General features: G+C 66.5%; 15 protein-coding genes. 7 read left to right on the forward strand and 8 right to left on the reverse strand.

Annotation, left to right across the window (positions count from 1 at the left end; translation table 11 throughout):
- Positions 1–12: 12 nt before the first annotated feature.
- Positions 13–861: a fumarylacetoacetate hydrolase family protein gene (locus EJO71_RS09850; RefSeq protein ID WP_125948180.1), complete on the reverse strand. Its 849-nt coding sequence runs from the start codon at positions 859–861 to the stop codon at positions 13–15.
- A 157-nt stretch (positions 862–1,018) separates the two neighbouring features.
- Positions 1,019–1,777, reverse strand: coding sequence for an SDR family NAD(P)-dependent oxidoreductase (locus EJO71_RS09855; protein WP_125948179.1), 759 nt, complete (start codon positions 1,775–1,777; stop codon positions 1,019–1,021).
- Between the two features lie 185 nt (positions 1,778–1,962).
- Between EJO71_RS09855 and EJO71_RS09860 the strand changes: the two genes are divergently transcribed.
- Genes EJO71_RS09860 through EJO71_RS09875 form a run of 4 tightly spaced genes read left to right on the forward strand, consistent with a single transcriptional unit; the run spans position 1,963 to position 6,264 of the window.
- On the forward strand, positions 1,963–2,679 hold the full coding sequence (locus EJO71_RS09860) for a FadR/GntR family transcriptional regulator (protein ID WP_125948178.1): 717 nt from the start codon (positions 1,963–1,965) through the stop codon (positions 2,677–2,679).
- A gap of 34 nt (positions 2,680–2,713) precedes the next feature.
- Positions 2,714–4,240, forward strand: coding sequence for an altronate dehydratase family protein (locus EJO71_RS09865; RefSeq protein WP_125948177.1), 1,527 nt, complete (start codon positions 2,714–2,716; stop codon positions 4,238–4,240).
- 29 nt (positions 4,241–4,269) lie between these two features.
- Positions 4,270–5,202 carry an SMP-30/gluconolactonase/LRE family protein gene (locus tag EJO71_RS09870; protein WP_125948176.1) on the forward strand — a complete coding sequence of 311 codons (933 nt, stop codon included), beginning with the start codon at positions 4,270–4,272 and terminating at the stop codon, positions 5,200–5,202.
- A 3-nt stretch (positions 5,203–5,205) separates the two neighbouring features.
- Entirely contained in the window at positions 5,206–6,264 is a 1,059-nt protein-coding gene (locus tag EJO71_RS09875; RefSeq protein WP_125948175.1) for a malate/lactate/ureidoglycolate dehydrogenase, read from the forward strand.
- 8 nt (positions 6,265–6,272) lie between these two features.
- Here the strand turns inward: EJO71_RS09875 and EJO71_RS09880 are convergent, their stop codons facing one another.
- From EJO71_RS09880 to EJO71_RS09895, 4 genes are all read right to left on the reverse strand, one after another.
- Complete coding sequence (locus EJO71_RS09880) at positions 6,273–7,166, reverse strand: DMT family transporter (RefSeq protein WP_125948174.1); 894 nt, start codon at positions 7,164–7,166, stop codon at positions 6,273–6,275.
- 182 nt (positions 7,167–7,348) lie between these two features.
- Positions 7,349–7,999 (reverse strand): nucleoid occlusion factor SlmA, encoded by a 651-nt coding sequence (gene slmA / locus EJO71_RS09885; protein WP_125948173.1) that lies wholly within the window; start codon positions 7,997–7,999, stop codon positions 7,349–7,351.
- A gap of 69 nt (positions 8,000–8,068) precedes the next feature.
- Entirely contained in the window at positions 8,069–8,962 is an 894-nt protein-coding gene (gene argB / locus EJO71_RS09890; RefSeq protein ID WP_125948172.1) for an acetylglutamate kinase, read from the reverse strand.
- A gap of 56 nt (positions 8,963–9,018) precedes the next feature.
- A complete protein-coding gene (locus EJO71_RS09895) occupies positions 9,019–10,116 on the reverse strand; it encodes a glycosyltransferase (protein ID WP_125948171.1) in 1,098 nt (365 codons plus the stop codon).
- Positions 10,117–10,161: 45 nt separating this feature from the next.
- Here EJO71_RS09895 and EJO71_RS09900 point away from each other — a divergent pair, with 45 nt between their 5' ends.
- The gene (locus EJO71_RS09900) at positions 10,162–10,911 is read left to right on the forward strand and encodes a glycosyltransferase family 2 protein (RefSeq protein WP_125948170.1); all 750 of its coding nucleotides are present in this window, start codon (positions 10,162–10,164) and stop codon (positions 10,909–10,911) included.
- Between the two features lie 20 nt (positions 10,912–10,931).
- Here the strand turns inward: EJO71_RS09900 and EJO71_RS09905 are convergent, their stop codons facing one another.
- Both EJO71_RS09905 and EJO71_RS09910 read right to left on the reverse strand, forming a co-directional pair.
- Positions 10,932–11,915, reverse strand: coding sequence for a glycosyltransferase family 2 protein (locus EJO71_RS09905; RefSeq protein WP_125948169.1), 984 nt, complete (start codon positions 11,913–11,915; stop codon positions 10,932–10,934).
- A 4-nt stretch (positions 11,916–11,919) separates the two neighbouring features.
- Complete coding sequence (locus EJO71_RS09910) at positions 11,920–13,695, reverse strand: glycosyltransferase family 2 protein (protein ID WP_125948168.1); 1,776 nt, start codon at positions 13,693–13,695, stop codon at positions 11,920–11,922.
- A 302-nt stretch (positions 13,696–13,997) separates the two neighbouring features.
- Between EJO71_RS09910 and EJO71_RS09915 the strand changes: the two genes are divergently transcribed.
- Entirely contained in the window at positions 13,998–15,416 is a 1,419-nt protein-coding gene (locus tag EJO71_RS09915; protein ID WP_125948167.1) for a mannose-1-phosphate guanylyltransferase/mannose-6-phosphate isomerase, read from the forward strand.
- Positions 15,413–16,216, forward strand: coding sequence for an ABC transporter permease (locus EJO71_RS09920; RefSeq protein ID WP_125948166.1), 804 nt, complete (start codon positions 15,413–15,415; stop codon positions 16,214–16,216). The genes EJO71_RS09915 and EJO71_RS09920 overlap by 4 nt, the downstream gene beginning before the upstream one ends.
- Positions 16,217–16,218 lie beyond the last annotated feature (2 nt).

Genomic DNA, 16,218 nt, shown 5'->3' on the forward strand with positions numbered 1-16,218 from the left:
GCCGGCCGGGGCTCAGAGCTTGAAGGGAATCACTTCCTGGCGCTGCTCGCCGAGACCTTCGATGCCCAGCGTCATCACATCGCCCTTCTTCAGGAAGAGCGGCGGCTTCATGCCCATGCCGACGCCAGGGGGCGTGCCGGTGGTGATGACGTCGCCCGGCATCAGCGTCATGAACTGGCTCACGTAGCTGACGATCTTGGCCACGGTGAAGATCATGGTCTTCGTGTTGCCGGTCTGCACGCGCTGGCCGTTCAGGTCGAGCCACATCGAGAGCTTCTGCGGGTTCTCGATCTCGTCGCGCGTCACCAGCCAGGGGCCGAGGGGGCCGAAGGTGTCGCAGCCCTTGCCCTTGTCCCAGGTGCCGCCGCGCTCGATCTGGTATTCGCGCTCGCTGATGTCGTTGATGGTGCAGTAGCCGGCCACGTAGTCGAGCGCGCTCTTCTGCGACACGTAGCGTGCGCGCGTGCCGATGACCGCGCCGAGCTCGACTTCCCAGTCGGTCTTGACCGAGCCCTTGGGCAGCATCACCGGGTCGTTCGGGCCCTGGATGCAGCTGTTGGCCTTGGTGAACACCACGGGTTCCTTGGGCACCGGCAGGCCGGATTCGGCCGCGTGGTCCGCGTAGTTCAGGCCGATGGCGATGAACTTGCCGACGTTGGCCACGGGGCTGCCGAAGCGCGGCTTGCCCTTGACCAGCGGCAGCTTGTCGACCTTCTGCTTGCGCAGCTTGGCAATGGCGGCATCGCCGAGCTGCTCGGGGCCGATGTCCTTGACGACCGCGCTCAGGTCGCGCAGCTTGCCGTCGTTGTCGATGAGGCCGGGCTTTTCCTTGCCGGGGTTGCCGTAGCGGACGAGTTTCATGCTTTCCTTTCAGTTTTCAGATCAATGAGCAGAGTTTGAGTGACCGGGAATTCCAGGGGCCGCCGCGCACGGCCGCCCGAAGCGGCCGGCTCGCCCCCGGTAGGGGGTTGGAGAAGCGACACGAAGTGCGCGAAGCCTGGGGGCGAGCATCAGTACTTCAGTACGTGGAGCGCCCGCCGGAGAGGTCGAAGACCGCGCCGGTAGAGAACGAACAATCTTCGGTGCAGAGCCAGCCGACCATCGCAGCCACCTCTTCCACCGTGCCGAAGCGGCCCATGGGAATCTTCGAGAGCATGAAGGCAATGTGCTCGGGCGTCATCTGGTCGAAGATGGCCGTCTTCACCGCAGCGGGCGTCACGCAGTTCACTCGGATGCCGGTGTCGGCCAGCTCCTTGCCGAGCGACTTGGTCAGGCCGATGACGGCCGCCTTGCTCGCGCTGTAGGCGCTGGCGTTGGGGTTGCCGTCCTTGCCGGCCACCGAGGCGATGTTGACGATGCGGCCATAGCCGCCGCCGTCACCCTGCCTGCGCATCTGCGCCACCACCTCGCGGCAGCACAGGAACACGCCGTTGATGTTGACGTCCATCACCTGGCGCCAGGCGTCCACCGGGTAGTCCCACAGCTTCGTGTTGGGGCCGGTGATGCCGGCGCTGTTGACCAGTGCGTCGATATGCGGCGCATGCGCCAGCGTGGCGGCCACGGCTGCGGCGACCGAAGGCTGCTGCGACACGTCGACCTTCAGCGCGAAGGCCCTTGCGCCCAGCGATTCGGCGGCCTTCGCGGCGGCCTCCTCGTCGCGGTCCCACAGCGTGACGCTGCCGCCCGAGGCGATGAGCCGCTGCGCGATGCCGAAGCCCAGCCCCGTGGCGCCGCCGGTGACGACCGCGTGGCGGCCGTTGAAGTCGAGCTGGTTCATGCCGCGATGCCCTGCCCGGCGGCGGCGACCGGTGCGGCCTTTCGCTTCGATCTCATTGGGGCATCTCCTCGGGTTAGGCCCGATGATGGTGCGGGCGATCTGGCGTATTCTGAATTGGCCTGACCACTTGGCCAATTCAGGACAACCCTTAACTCCTTCCGCCTCCTTCCCTCCCCACCGTTTCCGTGCCGATCCAGACCCTCGAACCCCAACGCCTCTACCGCCAGATTGCCGAACAGTTGCGCGAGCTCATCGGCAAGGGCGAGTTCGCGGTGGGCGCGCGCATTCCCGCCGAGCGCGACCTTGCGAGGCAACTGGGCGTGAGCCGGCCGTCGGTGCGCGAGGCGCTGATTGCGCTGGAGGTGGAGGGCTGGGTCGAGATCCGCACCGGCTCCGGCGTCTACGTGCTCGACCGCTCGCAACGCACGGCCCCACCCGCCAGCGGAGCAGCCGGCACCGAATGGGGTCCGCTCGAGATCATCCGCGCACGCCGCATGGTGGAAGGCGAGACGGCCGCCACCGCGGCCCAGTACGGCAAGCGCAAGGACGTGGACGCCATGCGCCGCGCCATCAGGATGATGCGAGACATGGCCGCGCGCGGCGAGGTGCCGCACGAGGGCGACCGCGCCTTCCACCTGGCCATCGTCAACGCCTGCGACAACGTGGTGCTGACCGAGACGGTGCAGGGCTTCTGGGAATCACGGCACGGGCCGATCTTCGCCCGGATGATCGATTACTTCGAGACCATGGAGTCGTGGCAGGCCGCCATCGGCGAGCACGAAGCCATCCTCGACGCCGTCGCCGCACGCGACCCGGCGGCCGCGCGCGAGGCGATGCATCACCACATGGACAAGTTCCACCAGCGGTTCAGCGCGAGCTGGCGCCGCACCAAGGCTTCCTGAATCCGGCCTCCTGAATACGAGAAGAAAACCCACGATGACTCCCTACATCCGACTCCACCCCGCCGACGACGTCGCCATCGCGCGCTCCCAGTTGCTCGGCGGCACCGCCGTCGAAGGCGTGGCCGTGCGCGGCCTGATCCCGCCGGGCCACAAGATCGCGATGCGCGACATCGCCCAGGGCGAGCCGGTGCGCCGCTACAACCAGATCATCGGGTTCGCGAGCCGCCCCATCGCCGCCGGCGAGCACGTGCACACGCAGAACCTGAACATGGGCCCCGACAAGGGCGACTTCGAACGCGACTACGCCTTCGGTGCCGACGTGAAGCCCGCGCCTGCGAAGCGCGAAGCCACCTTCATGGGCATCAAACGCGCAGATGGCCGCGTGGCCACGCGCAACTACATCGGCGTGCTGACCAGCGTGAACTGCTCGGCCACGGCCGCGCGCGCCATCGCCGATCACTTCTCGCGCAAGACCAACCCGCAGGCACTCGCTGCCTTCCCGAACGTGGACGGCGTGGTCGCGCTCACGCACGGCACCGGCTGCGGCATGGACACGCAGGGCATGGGCATGCAGATCCTGGAACGCACGTTGACGGGCTACGCCACGCACCCGAACTTCGCGGGCGTGCTGGTGGTCGGGCTCGGCTGCGAGGCCAACCAGATCAACGCCTGGCTCGCGACCGGCCACCTGGCCGAGGGCGAGAACTTCCGCACCTTCAACATCCAGGACACGGGCGGCACGCGCAAGACGGTCGAGAAAGGCGTGGCGCTCATCGAGGAGATGCTGCCGCGCGCCAACGCGGTGAAGCGCGAGCCCTGCAGCGCGGCGCACATCACGATCGGGCTGCAGTGCGGCGGCTCGGACGGCTACTCGGGCATCAGCGCCAACCCGGCGCTGGGCGCGGCGGTCGACCTGCTGGTGGCGCATGGCGGCACCGCCATCCTCAGCGAAACGCCCGAGGTGTACGGCGCCGAGCACCTGCTGACGCGCCGCGCCGTGAAGCGCGAGGTCGGCCAGAAGCTGGTGGACCGCATCAAGTGGTGGGAGCACTACACCGAGATCAACGAAGGCGAGATGAACAACAACCCCTCGCCGGGCAACAAGGCGGGCGGGCTCACCACCATCCTCGAGAAGTCGCTGGGCGCGGTCGCCAAGGGCGGCACCAGCAACCTCGAGGCGGTGTACGAATACGCGGAGCCCGTCACGGCGCACGGCTTCGTCTACATGGACACGCCCGGCTACGACCCGGTAAGCGCCACCGGGCAGGTGGCCGGCGGCGCCAACCTGATCTGCTTCACCACCGGGCGCGGCTCGGCCTACGGCTGCGCGCCCTCGCCCTCGCTCAAGCTCGCGACCAACTCGGCGCTGTGGCAGCGGCAGGAAGAAGACATGGACATCAACTGCGGCGAGATCGTGGACGGCACGGCGTCGATCCAGGAAATGGGCCAACGCATCTTCGAGCTGGTGCTCGCGACCGCTTCGGGCTCGCACTCGAAGAGCGAGCAGCACGGCTACGGCCAGAACGAGTTCGTGCCGTGGCAGGTCGGCGCGGTGATGTGACCTGAACCACCCCATCGACGAGGAACGGCATGGCGACTCTCCCCTTCGGCTTCCTGGAAGGCACCGGCTTCGAGCAACTGGACCCGCGTTTCAAGGGCTGCATTCCGGGCCCCGAGCGCGTGCAGCGCCTGTGGACCGGCGCGCGTTGGTGCGAGGGCCCCGCGTGGTTCGCGGCGCACCGCACGCTGGTGTGGTCGGACATTCCGAACAACCGCATGCTGCGCTTCGACGAGGTCAACGGCACGGTGGGTACTTTCCGCGAGCCGTCGAACAACACGAACGGCAACACGGTCGACCACGAAGGCCGGCTCGTCAGCTGCGAGCACCTCACGCGGCGCGTGACGCGCACCGAGCACGACGGCACCATCACCGTGCTGGCCTCGCACTGGAAGGGCAAGCGGCTCAATTCGCCCAACGACGTGGTGGTTCATTCGGACGGCGCCGTGTGGTTCACCGACCCGAGCTACGGCATCCTCTCCGACTACGAGGGCCTGAAGGCGGACAGCGAGATCGGCGCTTGCCACGTCTACCGCATCGATCCGGCCAGCGGCGAGGTCGAGTTGATGGCCGACGACTTCGTGAAGCCCAACGGACTGGCCTTCTCGCCAGACGGAACGCTGCTGTACATCGCCGACACGGGCGCGAGCCATGAAGCGGGCGGGCCGCGGCACATCCGCCGCTTCAGTGTCGGCCCTTATGCGAAAAGGCTGGATGGCGGCGAGGTGTTCGCTGAATGCACCAGCGGCCTGTTCGACGGCTTCCGCCTCGACACCGAAGGCCGCATCTGGACCAGCGCGCTCGACGGCGTGCACGCCTACCACCCCGACGGCACGCTGCTGGGCAAGATCCTTCTTCCCGAGCGCGTGGCCAACGTCTGCTTCGGCGGGCCCAAGCGCAACCGCCTCTTCATCTGCGCGACCACGTCGCTCTACGCCATCACGCTGAACGCGAAAGGAGCCTGATCCATGTCCCACACGCTCAAGGCCGACGACCTGCAGGCCACCGTCACCCGCATCCTCGAAGCCGCGGGCAGCTCGCCCGCCGAGGCGCAGCAGGTGGCGGCCAACCTCGTGCTGGCCAACCTGAGCGGCCACGATTCGCACGGCGTGGGCATGCTGCCGCGCTATGTCGACGCAGTGGCCGAGGGCGGTCTGAAGCCGAATGCCGCCGTGCGCGTGAACCTCGACATCGGCACGCTGATGAATCTCGATGGCCAGCACGGCTACGGGCAGATCGTCGGCGTGCAGGCGATGGAGTTGGGCATCGCGCGGGCGAAGCAGCACGGCAGCTGCATCTTCACGCTGGCGCATGCGCATCACCTGGGGCGCATCGGCCACTTCGCGGAGATGGCGACGGCGCAGGGGCTGGTGGCCATGCACTTCGTCAACGTGCTGTCGCGGCCGGTGGTCGCCCCCTGGGGCGGCGGCGACGGGCGCTTCGGCACCAACCCGTGCTGCATCGGCATCCCGCTCGCGGGCGCGGAGCCCTTCGTGCTCGACTACGCGACCAGCCGCGTGGCGCAGGGAAAGATGCGCGTGGCGCACAACAAGGGCGAGCGCGTGCCCGACGGCTACCTGATCGACGAGAGCGGCGCGCCGACCAACGACCCGGGCGTGGTGGTGGTGCCGCAGGGCAACGGGCTCTTCGGCGCGCTCATGACCTTCGGCGAGCACAAGGGCTACGGCATGGCGGTGGCCTGCGAACTGCTGGGCGGCGCGCTCACGGGCGGCGGCACCTGGCACCGGCCGGCGGACACGGCACGCACGGTGCTCAACGGCATGCTCACGGTGCTGATCGACCCGATGCGGCTGGGCACGCAGAAATCCTTCGACGAGGAAGCGCGGGAGTTCGTCGGCTGGCTGCGGCAGAGCCCGCCCGGCCAGGGCTTCGAAGAAGTGCAGATCGCCGGCGAGCCGGAGCGCAAGGCGCGCGCGGCGCGGCGCAAGGACGGGATCTGGGTGGACGATGCGACGTGGGGTGAGATCGTCGCGGCGGGAGCGAAGGTGGGCGTGCAGGTCTCGTAAGGCCCCAGCTACGGACGGCGGGCGCCTCGCGACTTCTGGCTCAGCACGAGCGCGATGCCGCCCAGGATCGCCACTGAAGCCGCCGCCAGTCGCGGCGTGATCGCCTCCGACAGGAACAGCACGCCGCCGAACGCTGCCAGGAGCGGAACCGACAACTGCACGGTGGCCGCCCGCATCGCGGTCAGGCGGCTCAGCGCCGCGTACCAGACGGCATAGCCAAGGCCCGAGGTCAGCGCGCCGGAAATCACGGCGAGCAAGATGCCGGCCCCATCCGCACGGGCACTGGCCGCGAACACCAGGCTGAGCGCCAGGGCGAGCGGCACGGCTCGCGTGAAGTTGCGCGCCGTGGCGGCCAGCGGATCGGCCACGCCGCGGCCGCGCAGGGAATACACACCCCAGGCAACGCCCGCCACGGCCATCAGCACGGCCCCGAGAAGCGGCGGCGCGGCAACGCCCGGGGATACGAGATAGACCAGCCCGCCCGCCGCCAGCACGAAGCCGAACCACGCGAGCGCCCCGAAGCGCTCGCCGCCGGAGCGCAGGCCCACTCCGAACATCGTCAGCTGGACCGCACCGAACAGGATCAGCGCGCCCGTGCCCGCCGGCAGGCTGAGGTAGGCGAAGGAGAAGAACGCGACATAGCCGAACAGCATGAGCGCGGCCAACCAGTCGACGCGAGCGGGCGAGGCCGGCGGCTTTGCCTTGAACCGCACGATGAGTCCCAGCATGAGCGCTCCCGCCACGAGCCTGACGCTGCCGAAGCTCGCCGCGTCGATGCCCTTGTGCTGCAGCGCGAGCCGGCACAACAGCGAGTTGGCGGCGAACGCCAGCATGGCCAGCGCCGTGAGGAGGAATGTCCGCAGCGTCGGCCGCAGGCTGTCGCCCGCTTCATCACCGGGCATGCGCAGACACCCGCGACAGGCGGGGCTCCACCAGACCGACCGTGCCATGGCTCATGCACCCTCCGTGGAGGAAACCGCGCAAACATAGGCTCGCCACCGAAGTCCGGCTGCGAGGGGTTGTGGATGATGCTACGCCGCTCGAAGGCTCGAGGCGAGCCGGTCGATACCCCTGCTGGGTACCCTCAGACGATCAGCGCGATCGTCGCTTCGAGGTGCTCGGACGGCGCGCGGCGGAAGCCTGAGCGAGCGAAGCGTTGCAGCTGCCCCACCACGAAGGCCGTGAGCGCCGCAGCGCGCACCTGTGCGTCGACGCTGGGCGTGGCCGAGCCGTCGGCCGCGGCGGCGCCGCGCAGCACCTGGCGCAGCGTGGCTTCGATCTTGTCGAAGAACTGGTTCATGCGCTGCTGCAGGCGCTCGTTCTCGTAGACCAAGGCATCGCCCACCATGACGCGCGTCATGCCGGGGTTGCGCTCGGCGAACTGCACGAGCAGCGTGAGGATGCGCGCAGCCTGCTGGGCGCCGGTGGCGCCTTCGCGCTCGAGGATCTGGTTGACCAGCGTGAAAACGCTCTGCTCGATGAAGTCGATCAGGCCCTCGAACATCTGAGCCTTGCTGGCGAAGTGACGGTACAGGGCGGCTTCGCTCACCTCGAGCCGGGCGGCCAGGGCGGCGGTGGTCACGCGCTCGGCACCGGGCTGCTCCAGCATGGAGGCCAGCGCCTGCAGGATCTGCACGCGCCGCTCTCCCGGCTTCGGGCGCTTGCGCACCGGAGGGGTGGACGTTTCCGTCGGCGTGTCTACGCCGGAAGCACCTGTCGTCTCTTCGTTCTGCATGGGAGCGCGTGCAAAGATGTAATCAATTGATTCTCGCACAGCGCAGTAAGCACGCGCCCACCCGACCGGTCAGCGGGCGCGGATCATCGTCCCGTAGGCCTGGTCGGTCAGGATCTCCAGCAGCATCGCGTGCGGCACGCGGCCGTCGATGATGTGCACCGCATTCACGCCACTCTTGGCCGCGTCGAGCGCGCCTTCGATCTTCGGCAGCATGCCGCCGGAGATGGTGCCGTCAGCGAACAGGTCATCGATTTCGCGGGCGCTCAGGTTGGTGAGCAGCTTGCCGTCCTTGTCGAGCACGCCGGGCGTGTTGGTCAGGAGCATCAGCTTCTCGGCCTTGAGCACGGTCGCCAGCTTGCCGGCGACGACGTCGGCGTTGATGTTGTAGCTCTCGTTCTCCTCGCCGAAGCCGATGGGGCTGACCACCGGGATGAAGGCGTCGTCCTGCAGCGCCTTCACCACGCTGGGGTCGATGGAGACGATGTCGCCGACCTGGCCCACGTCATGGTGCACGTTGGGATCGGTGCGGTCGGCCAGCTTGAGCTTCTGCGCGCGGATCAGGCCGCCGTCGCGCCCGGTGAGGCCCACGGCCTTGCCGCCGGCCTGGTTGATCAGGCCCACGATGTCCTGCTGCACCTCGCCGGCCAGCACCCATTCGACGACTTCCATGGTCTCGGCGTCGGTCACGCGCATGCCCTGGATGAAGCTGCCCTTCTTGCCCAGGCGATTGAGCGCCGCCTCGATCTGCGGACCGCCGCCGTGCACCACCACCGGGTTCATGCCGACCAGCTTGAGCAGCACCACGTCTTCGGCGAAGTCGGCCTGAAGCGCCGGATCGGTCATGGCGTTGCCGCCGTACTTGATGACGATGGTCTTGCCGTGGAACTTGCGGATGTACGGCAGCGCCTGGGCCAGGATCTCGGCCTTGTCGCGCGGGGGGATGTTGAGGACGGGGTCGGTCATGGGCGGTCAGGCTCCAAAGCGAAGGACGGGGGAAATTCTCGCAAAGAAAGATGTCGTCAGGGGCGCAGCCAGCGGGGGACCTTGAAGCGCACGATCATCAGGTAGGCGCCCACGTAGGTGGTGACGAACAGCAGACAGAAGAACATCAGCACGATGGTGTTGTTCCAGAACAGCACCGCCGGCACCACCGACAGGGCCGCGAACATCCAGAGATAGGGCGATGTGCGGTTGTTGCGCGCCAGCAGCTGGCGGGCCTCGTCGTCCGCGAAGGCCACGCGCACGATGCGGCGAAAGATCAGCTGGTGGAAATGCAGCGCATCGGCCGTGCCGGGCGACTGGCCGCGCGCCAGCTTGCGGTAGATGGAGAACAGCGTCTCCCACACCGGGTAGATCAGCAGCAGCATCGGGAACCAGGGCGACACCACGCGGTGCCGCTGCACCAGCGTGACGCAGGCCACCGCGATCACCATGCCCCAGACGTAGGCCCCGCCGTCGCCGGCGAAGATCTTGCCGCGCGGATAGTTCCAGACCAGGAAGCCGAAGGTGGCGCCGACCAGGCAGATCACCATGGCCGCCAGCTGCCGGTCGCCGACCTGCAGCGCCACGTGCGAGATCGCAAGGCAGACCAGCACGGCGACCGTGCCGGCGAGCCCGTTGTAGCCGTCGATGATGTTGAAGGCATGCGGCAGGCCGCCGATGGCCAGGGCAGCGAAGATCACGGTGGCAAAGGGAATCATCGCCAGCCAGCTGTCGACCGTCTCGAAGCCGGTGCGCGCCACGCCCAACCCCAGCAGCCAGCACACCAGCAGCGCCGAGCCGATGGTCAGCCCCAGCCGATAGCGCACCTTCACGTTCTGGGTGACGTCCTCGACGATGCCACCGAGCACGGCCGGGGCGATGCACACCAGCGTGAGCATCGAGGTCTGGACCGGCCACGAGACGTTGAACGGATCGGTACCCGTGATGCCGGCGGCCAGCCAGGCCCCCCCCATGCCCAGCAGGATGCCCGCACCGCCCAGGCGCGGCACATGGCCCTTGTGGAAGCGTTGGGGCATGTCGGCGCCGTAGAGCCGCGCGTGCCGCCTGGCGCGGCGCATGAACACCTGGACCGAGAAGGCGGCGACGAAGAAACTGATGACGATCAGAGCAATCATGTGTGGGGGTTGGGGAACCCTAGAATTCCCGGGCGAAATTAGACCATGCCCACGCCCCCCTCCCCCCGCCCCCCGATCACCGTTTCAATCGTGAGCCACGGCCAGCTCGCGCTGGTGCTGCCGCTGCTCGAGCAACTGGACCGGCACAGCAGTGCCGTCATCGACAAGGTTTTGCTCACATTGAACATTCCGGAGCCCGATGTGCTCGCCGGCCGCAGCTGGGGCTTCGCAGTGGAGCGGATCGAGAACGCGAGCCCCAAGGGCTTCGGCGCCAATCACAACCAGGCCTTCGAGCGCTGCGACACGGAGTGGTTCCTGGTGCTGAACCCGGACATCCGCTTCGACAACGACGTGCTGTCGCCGCTGCTCGCCCAGGCCGCGGCCGACGCCGGCCTGCTGACGCCGCGTATCCTGGAGCCCGGCAAGACCGAGCCGGAGCCGCACCGGGCGCTGCTCACGCCGCTGGAAATCGTAGGAAGAAAGAAGCCCGGCTACGTGCGGCCGACGGTGCCGGCATGGATCCCGGGACTGTTCATGCTGTTTCGCAGCGAGGCCTACCGGCAGGTCGGCGGTTTCGACGAAAAGTTCTTCATGTACGGCGAGGACTTCGACATCTGCGCGCGTACCCGGCTCGCAGGCTGGAAGCTGCAGGTGGGCGAGAACCTGCTCGCCCGGCACGACGCGCAGCGCGAAAGCCACCGGAGCAGGAAATACCTGTACTGGCATGTGACCAGCCTGCTGAAGGTGTGGCTGTCGGGGTCGTTCTGGCGGTACTGGCGGCTGCGGGGCCAATAGCCAGCCGCTGATCCGATCAGTCAGCCGCGCTCGAAAACGTCCTGCACGATGGCCTGCTTGCCACGGCCGAATCGTGCATAGCGGCCGCGCGCGGCCTCGAGAAGGATCGGCAGCAGGCGCAGCGGGCGCGCCGCCGGCAATCCGGCCCGGAATCGCTGGTGGGCGACTTTTTCGCGCTGCGCGTCCATGTAGCCTGCCCGCACTCGCTCTCCGAGGAGCTGCAGACGTTGCAACAGAGCCTCGGCCCGGCGCAGCCGCGCCACATGCTTGTCGCCCCGCTCGACAAAAGCCTTGGCCAACTTCTCGGACAGCGTCAGGCGCCGTGCGCCGATCTGGTTGTTGCCGTGCTGGCGGTAGTCGATGGTCGGCTCGGGCAGCACGTCCATGCGCCCGGTAGCCGCGGCCACGGCGGCCAGCCATTCGTCGTGCACCCACTCGGGGGCGAACGGCAGCGCAACTTCGAGCAGCGTCTTGCGGAACATGGTGGTCGCGCCAGTCACGAGATTGCGCCTCTGCAGCACGCCGAAGGCCTCGCCGCTCGCGATGGCCTCCAGTTCGGCAGGCTGAACCTCGAGCGCATGGAAGAGCGTGGAGCCCAGCGGCTTCAATTCGCCATCGACGAGACGTGCGTCGGTGTGCAGCAGCAGCAGATCGAGCCGTGCCTCGAACTGCGCCACCATGCGCGCCAGACGGCCTGGGTGCCAGACATCGTCCTGGTCGCACAGCGCGATGAGATCGTGGCTGCAAGCGCGCACGGCCTGCTCGAAATTACGCGTGACACCCAGCGGCGGCGAGTTGCTGAACACGCGCAGGGCGATGCGATCCGCCATGCCGCATTCCGCAAGGGTTTCACGCACGACGGCCAGCGTGTTGTCGGTGGAGCCGTCGTCGGACAGCACGATCTCCCGCGGCAAAGGCGCCTGCACGCAGATGCTTCGAATTTGCTCGGGGAGATAGCGCGCGCCGTTGCGGGTGCAGAGCGCGACGGAGACTTGGAGGGCCATCGGATCAGACCGGAGGCAGACGGGGCGGCCAGGCGTAGCTGAAGTCCTCGCGGGCCAGCATGAGGTTGGGGCTGTAGGCGGGGTCGTTCTGGATCAGGTCGCCCCAGCGCTTGTGCATGTAGGCGGCTTCTTCCTGGAACTGCGCCTGCTTCTGCGGCGAGACATCCTTGGCGCGGGTTGCGGACTCGTGGTGGAACAGTTCCGCATAGGGCGTCCATACGTTGCGCAGGCCTGCTTCACGCAACCGGAGGCAGAAGTCGATGTCGTTGAAGGACTCTTTCAGATGCACCTCGTCGAGGCCTGCGACCTCGAGGTAGTGACGCTTCTGGATCACAAGGCAGGCTGCGGTGACTGCGGAGAGCGTCTGGATCAACGCCGCGCGACCGGCATAGCCTTCACGACCCATGGGCATACGGCGATGCGAATGCGCGGCGATTCCGCCCACACCGAGGATCACGCCTGCATGCTGCAGCGTCCTGTTCGGAAACCAGAGTCGCGCGCCCACGGCACCCACGCCCGGCTGCAGCGCAAGGCTCACCATCTCGCTCAGCCAGTCCGGCGTGATGACTTCGATGTCGTTGTTGACCAGTGCCACAAGCTCGCCATTGGCTATCGCCACCGCGCCGTTGTTCAGCGCCGCGTAGTTGAAATCGCGGTCGTCGCGTAGCACGCGGACATTCGGCTTCTCGGCGGCAATGCGCTTGAACCAGGCCAGCACGTCCGGATCGTCGGAACCGTTGTCGACGATGATGATTTCGTAGTTCGAATAGCTGGTTTTACGGAGGATCGACTCGACGCACTGCCGCGTCAGCTGCAATGCGTTGCGCGTCGGGATGATCACGGAAACCAGCGGTAAGACATCAGGCAAGGCGTAATGCACGCGATACCCGAAATCGAGGTGCTCGGCCGTGGCGCGCACACCGGTGCGCTCGAAATGCTCGTTCAGCGCGCGCTCGCCCGCGATGGCGGCATAGGGTTTGGCGTTCATCGACTTGGCCGTACTCTCGACGTGCACACGCCAGTGGTAAAGCACGCGGGGAATGTGGCGAATCTGGCCGGGTTCGATACGCTCCATGCAGCGCAGCACGAGATCCCAGTCCTGCGAGCCCTCCATGCCCACGCGGAAGCCGCCAACCGAGCGCATGAGCTCGGTCGAGAGCACGCCCAGGTGGCTGAACATGTTCTGCGAACGGAAAAGGTCGACGTTCCAGTCCGACTTGAAATAGGGGCCGAAGCGATGACCGCCTTCGTCGGCCTTGTCTTCGTCGGAGTAGATCAGCTTCACGTCAGGATGAGCCGCGATGCAATCGGCCACCCAGAAGAGCGCGTGGGCCGGCAGCAGGTCGTCGTGATCCATGAGTGCGACCCAGGGCCCGGAGACCAGCTCGAGTGCGCTGTTGGAAGCGGCCGAGATGTGGCCGTTCTTCGGCCGGAATACGACCTTGATGCGCGGATCGCTCTCGCTGTACGACTTGAGGATCTCGCGCACTTCTGCCGAAGGCGAGGCGTCGTCAGCGATGCAGAGCTCCCAGTTGGGGTAGATCTGGCCGCGCACCGACTCGATGGCCTCGCGCAGCCAGGCCGGGTTGGGGTTGTAGGTAGGCATCACGACCGAGATCAGCGGCCGGTCCTTCATCGCAGCGACGCGCTGGGCGATCTTCTCGCGCAGTTCGGGAGTCAGGGTGTCGTAGCGCTGCACCCACTTCGTATAGTCGTTGTAGCCGCCGAATCGCCGCCCCAGCTCCCAGCGGATGCCCGGCCAGCCCGACTTATTGAACATTCGCCATGCCCGCTGCACACGCCCCATCATTCCGGGGCCTTGCCAGAGTCCGGCCAGGCCGAGGAAGAATCGATAGACAGATTTCATAGAGAGATTGGGCACCCGTGGGCGGGCGAAGCGGAGCCTCGAGGAGTAGCTGAATCAGCCGGGGCACCGGAACATGACATCGCGGGCCTTGCGGGAGGGGATTATCTTCGCAACCAGCCGCAACAATGAGAGCCGAAGGCCGGCGTTTTGTCCGCCCCGCCAGCCAGCCGGAGGGCTCCCGTAAAATTGGCCGGTTAAAAAGCTAAAGGAAAACGATGAGGCTACTCTCTGTGGTGCTTTCGGGAGGCGCCGGTTCCAGGCTCTGGCCTGCTTCGCGCCAGGCCTTTCCCAAGCCGTTCATGAAGCTCGGTGATTCCACTCTGCTTCAACAGGCCGTCGAGCGCGGGCAGGCCTGCGGCACCGGTGACCTGATGGTTGTGACCAACAAGGATCACCTGTTCCTGACGAAGGACGTGCTCGGGCAGATGAGCGATCCGCCATCGACGACTTTTCTCCTCGAACCCAAGGGGCGCAATACCGGTCCGGCGATCGCGCTGGCCGCACTCCAGTGTGTTCGCCAGTTCAGCGGCGACACGGTGATGCTCGTTCTGTCCGCAGACCATCTCGTCCCGGATGTGGAAGCTTTCGTCGCAAGCGCCACCGAAGCCTTCCGCCTGGCGCAGGAAGGCAACCTCGTCGTGTTCGGCGTGAGCCCCACGAGCCCCGACACCGGCTTCGGCTACATCGAGGTCGAGCACGTCTCGCGCGAGAGCCAGGCAGTCAAGCGTTTCGTCGAGAAGCCCGACCTGGAGACCGCGCAGAAGTACCTGGCCACGGGCCGCTACTACTGGAACAGCGGCATGTTCGCCTTCACAGCGGACACGATCATCGCGGCTCTCGAGAAGCATGCTCCCGACGTGATCCGGGCGGCAAGGCATGCGCTGGAAACCTCGAAGACCTCCGGCAATTCGGTCAACTTCGACCTGCACGCGTTCGGCCTGCAGCCGGACATCAGCATCGATTACGCAGTGCTGGAGCATGCCTCCAACGTGCATGTCGTTCCCGCCAAGTTCAGCTGGAGCGACGTCGGCTCATGGCCTTCGGTGTCCAATGCGCTGACACCCGATGCCAGCGGCAACACACTCCCCGACGACGTCGTGGCCCTCGACACGACGGGCACCCACGTGCAGGTCGAAAGCTATGGCCCGAAGGTTGTTGCCACCGTGGGTGTCCGCGACCTCGTGATCGTCGACACGCCCGATGCCCTGTTGGTACTGCACAAGGACAGTGCGCAGAAGGTGAAGAAGGTCGTCGATGTGCTCAAGGCACGCAAACACGAGACGGTTCATCTCCCGCCGGTGGTCCATCGTCCCTGGGGAACCTACGCCTCGCTCAAGGAAGAAGAAGGCTACAAGGTCAAGCGCATCACGGTGCGTCCTGGCGAGGCGCTGTCGCTGCAGTATCACCATCAGCGCGCGGAGCATTGGGTTGTGGTGCAAGGGCGTGGCATCGTGCAGATCGGAGAAACCGAGTACGAAACCCTCCCCGGCCAATACCGCTACATTCCCCTGAAGGAAAAGCATCGCCTGACCAACATCGGCGATGAGGAACTGGTGCTCATCGAGGTCCAATGCGGCGGGTACCTGGGCGAAGACGACATTGTCCGCCTTGCAGACACCTACGGCCGTACATGAGTCAAGTCCATTCCAATCTCCATCGAAGCGCCCTGTCCGAGTGGTGGCAGGGCACCCGCCGCACAGACATCTGGTGGACCCTCGCCTGGTTCGACATCGTCCTGCGCTATCGCCGCTCGATGCTGGGCCCCATGTGGCTCACCCTGAGCATGGGCGTGATGATCGGCGGCATGGGGCCGCTGTACAGTTCGCTGTTCGGCACGGAGCTTTCCCGCTTCTTCCCACATCTGGCGCTGGGCATCATCTTCTGGGGCTTCTTCTCCAGCATCGTGACCGACGCGTGCAACGCCTTCGTCGGGTCGTCCAACTACCTCAAGCAGGGGTACTTTCCGATTAGCCTGTTCGTCTGGCGCAGCCTGGCGCGTAACCTGATCCAGTTTGCGCACCAGATCGTGCTCTACATTCCGGTGGCGATCTGGGCTGGCATCTCGCTGTCTTGGTCAGTGTTGCTTGTCGTGCCGGCGTTTGTCATCCTGATCATCAATGCGCACGCGCTGGGCTTGTTGCTCGGCCTAGTCTGCACGCGCTACCGCGACGTCACACAGATCGTCACCAGTGTGATGCAGATGCTGATGTTCCTGACGCCGGTGTTCTGGTTGCCCGAGAGCCTTCCTGGCCGCGCCAAATACGTGCTGTGGAACCCGTTTGCGCAGATGCTGGACTTGCTTCGAACACCATTGATGGGGGGAGTGGCACACGTCCACAGTTGGCTGGGCATCCTGTTCTGGACGGTCCTGTGCCTCGCCGCAGCCACTCTGCTGTTCTCGAAGTACCGCCGTCGCGTCGTCTACTGGCTCTGATC

The sequence above is a fragment of the Variovorax sp. 679 genome, assembly GCF_003952185.1.
Taxonomy (GTDB): Bacteria; Pseudomonadota; Gammaproteobacteria; order Burkholderiales; family Burkholderiaceae_C; genus Variovorax.

What these genes read in the sequence shown, in the direction of transcription:
- EJO71_RS09920 (WP_125948166.1), top strand. Translation starts at nt 15,413, where the DNA reads ATGAGTCAAGTCCATTCCAATCTCCATCGAAGCGCCCTGTCCGAGTGG.
- EJO71_RS09915 (WP_125948167.1), top strand. Translation starts at nt 13,998, where the DNA reads ATGAGGCTACTCTCTGTGGTGCTTTCGGGAGGCGCCGGTTCCAGGCTC.
- slmA (WP_125948173.1), bottom strand. Translation starts at nt 7,999, where the DNA reads ATGCAGAACGAAGAGACGACAGGTGCTTCCGGCGTAGACACGCCGACG.
- EJO71_RS09910 (WP_125948168.1), bottom strand. Translation starts at nt 13,695, where the DNA reads ATGTTCAATAAGTCGGGCTGGCCGGGCATCCGCTGGGAGCTGGGGCGG.
- EJO71_RS09850 (WP_125948180.1), bottom strand. Translation starts at nt 861, where the DNA reads ATGAAACTCGTCCGCTACGGCAACCCCGGCAAGGAAAAGCCCGGCCTC.
- EJO71_RS09875 (WP_125948175.1), top strand. Translation starts at nt 5,206, where the DNA reads ATGTCCCACACGCTCAAGGCCGACGACCTGCAGGCCACCGTCACCCGC.
- EJO71_RS09865 (WP_125948177.1), top strand. Translation starts at nt 2,714, where the DNA reads ATGACTCCCTACATCCGACTCCACCCCGCCGACGACGTCGCCATCGCG.
- EJO71_RS09900 (WP_125948170.1), top strand. Translation starts at nt 10,162, where the DNA reads ATGCCCACGCCCCCCTCCCCCCGCCCCCCGATCACCGTTTCAATCGTG.
- EJO71_RS09855 (WP_125948179.1), bottom strand. Translation starts at nt 1,777, where the DNA reads ATGAACCAGCTCGACTTCAACGGCCGCCACGCGGTCGTCACCGGCGGC.
- argB (WP_125948172.1), bottom strand. Translation starts at nt 8,962, where the DNA reads ATGACCGACCCCGTCCTCAACATCCCCCCGCGCGACAAGGCCGAGATC.
- EJO71_RS09880 (WP_125948174.1), bottom strand. Translation starts at nt 7,166, where the DNA reads ATGCCCGGTGATGAAGCGGGCGACAGCCTGCGGCCGACGCTGCGGACA.
- EJO71_RS09870 (WP_125948176.1), top strand. Translation starts at nt 4,270, where the DNA reads ATGGCGACTCTCCCCTTCGGCTTCCTGGAAGGCACCGGCTTCGAGCAA.
- EJO71_RS09895 (WP_125948171.1), bottom strand. Translation starts at nt 10,116, where the DNA reads ATGATTGCTCTGATCGTCATCAGTTTCTTCGTCGCCGCCTTCTCGGTC.
- EJO71_RS09905 (WP_125948169.1), bottom strand. Translation starts at nt 11,915, where the DNA reads ATGGCCCTCCAAGTCTCCGTCGCGCTCTGCACCCGCAACGGCGCGCGC.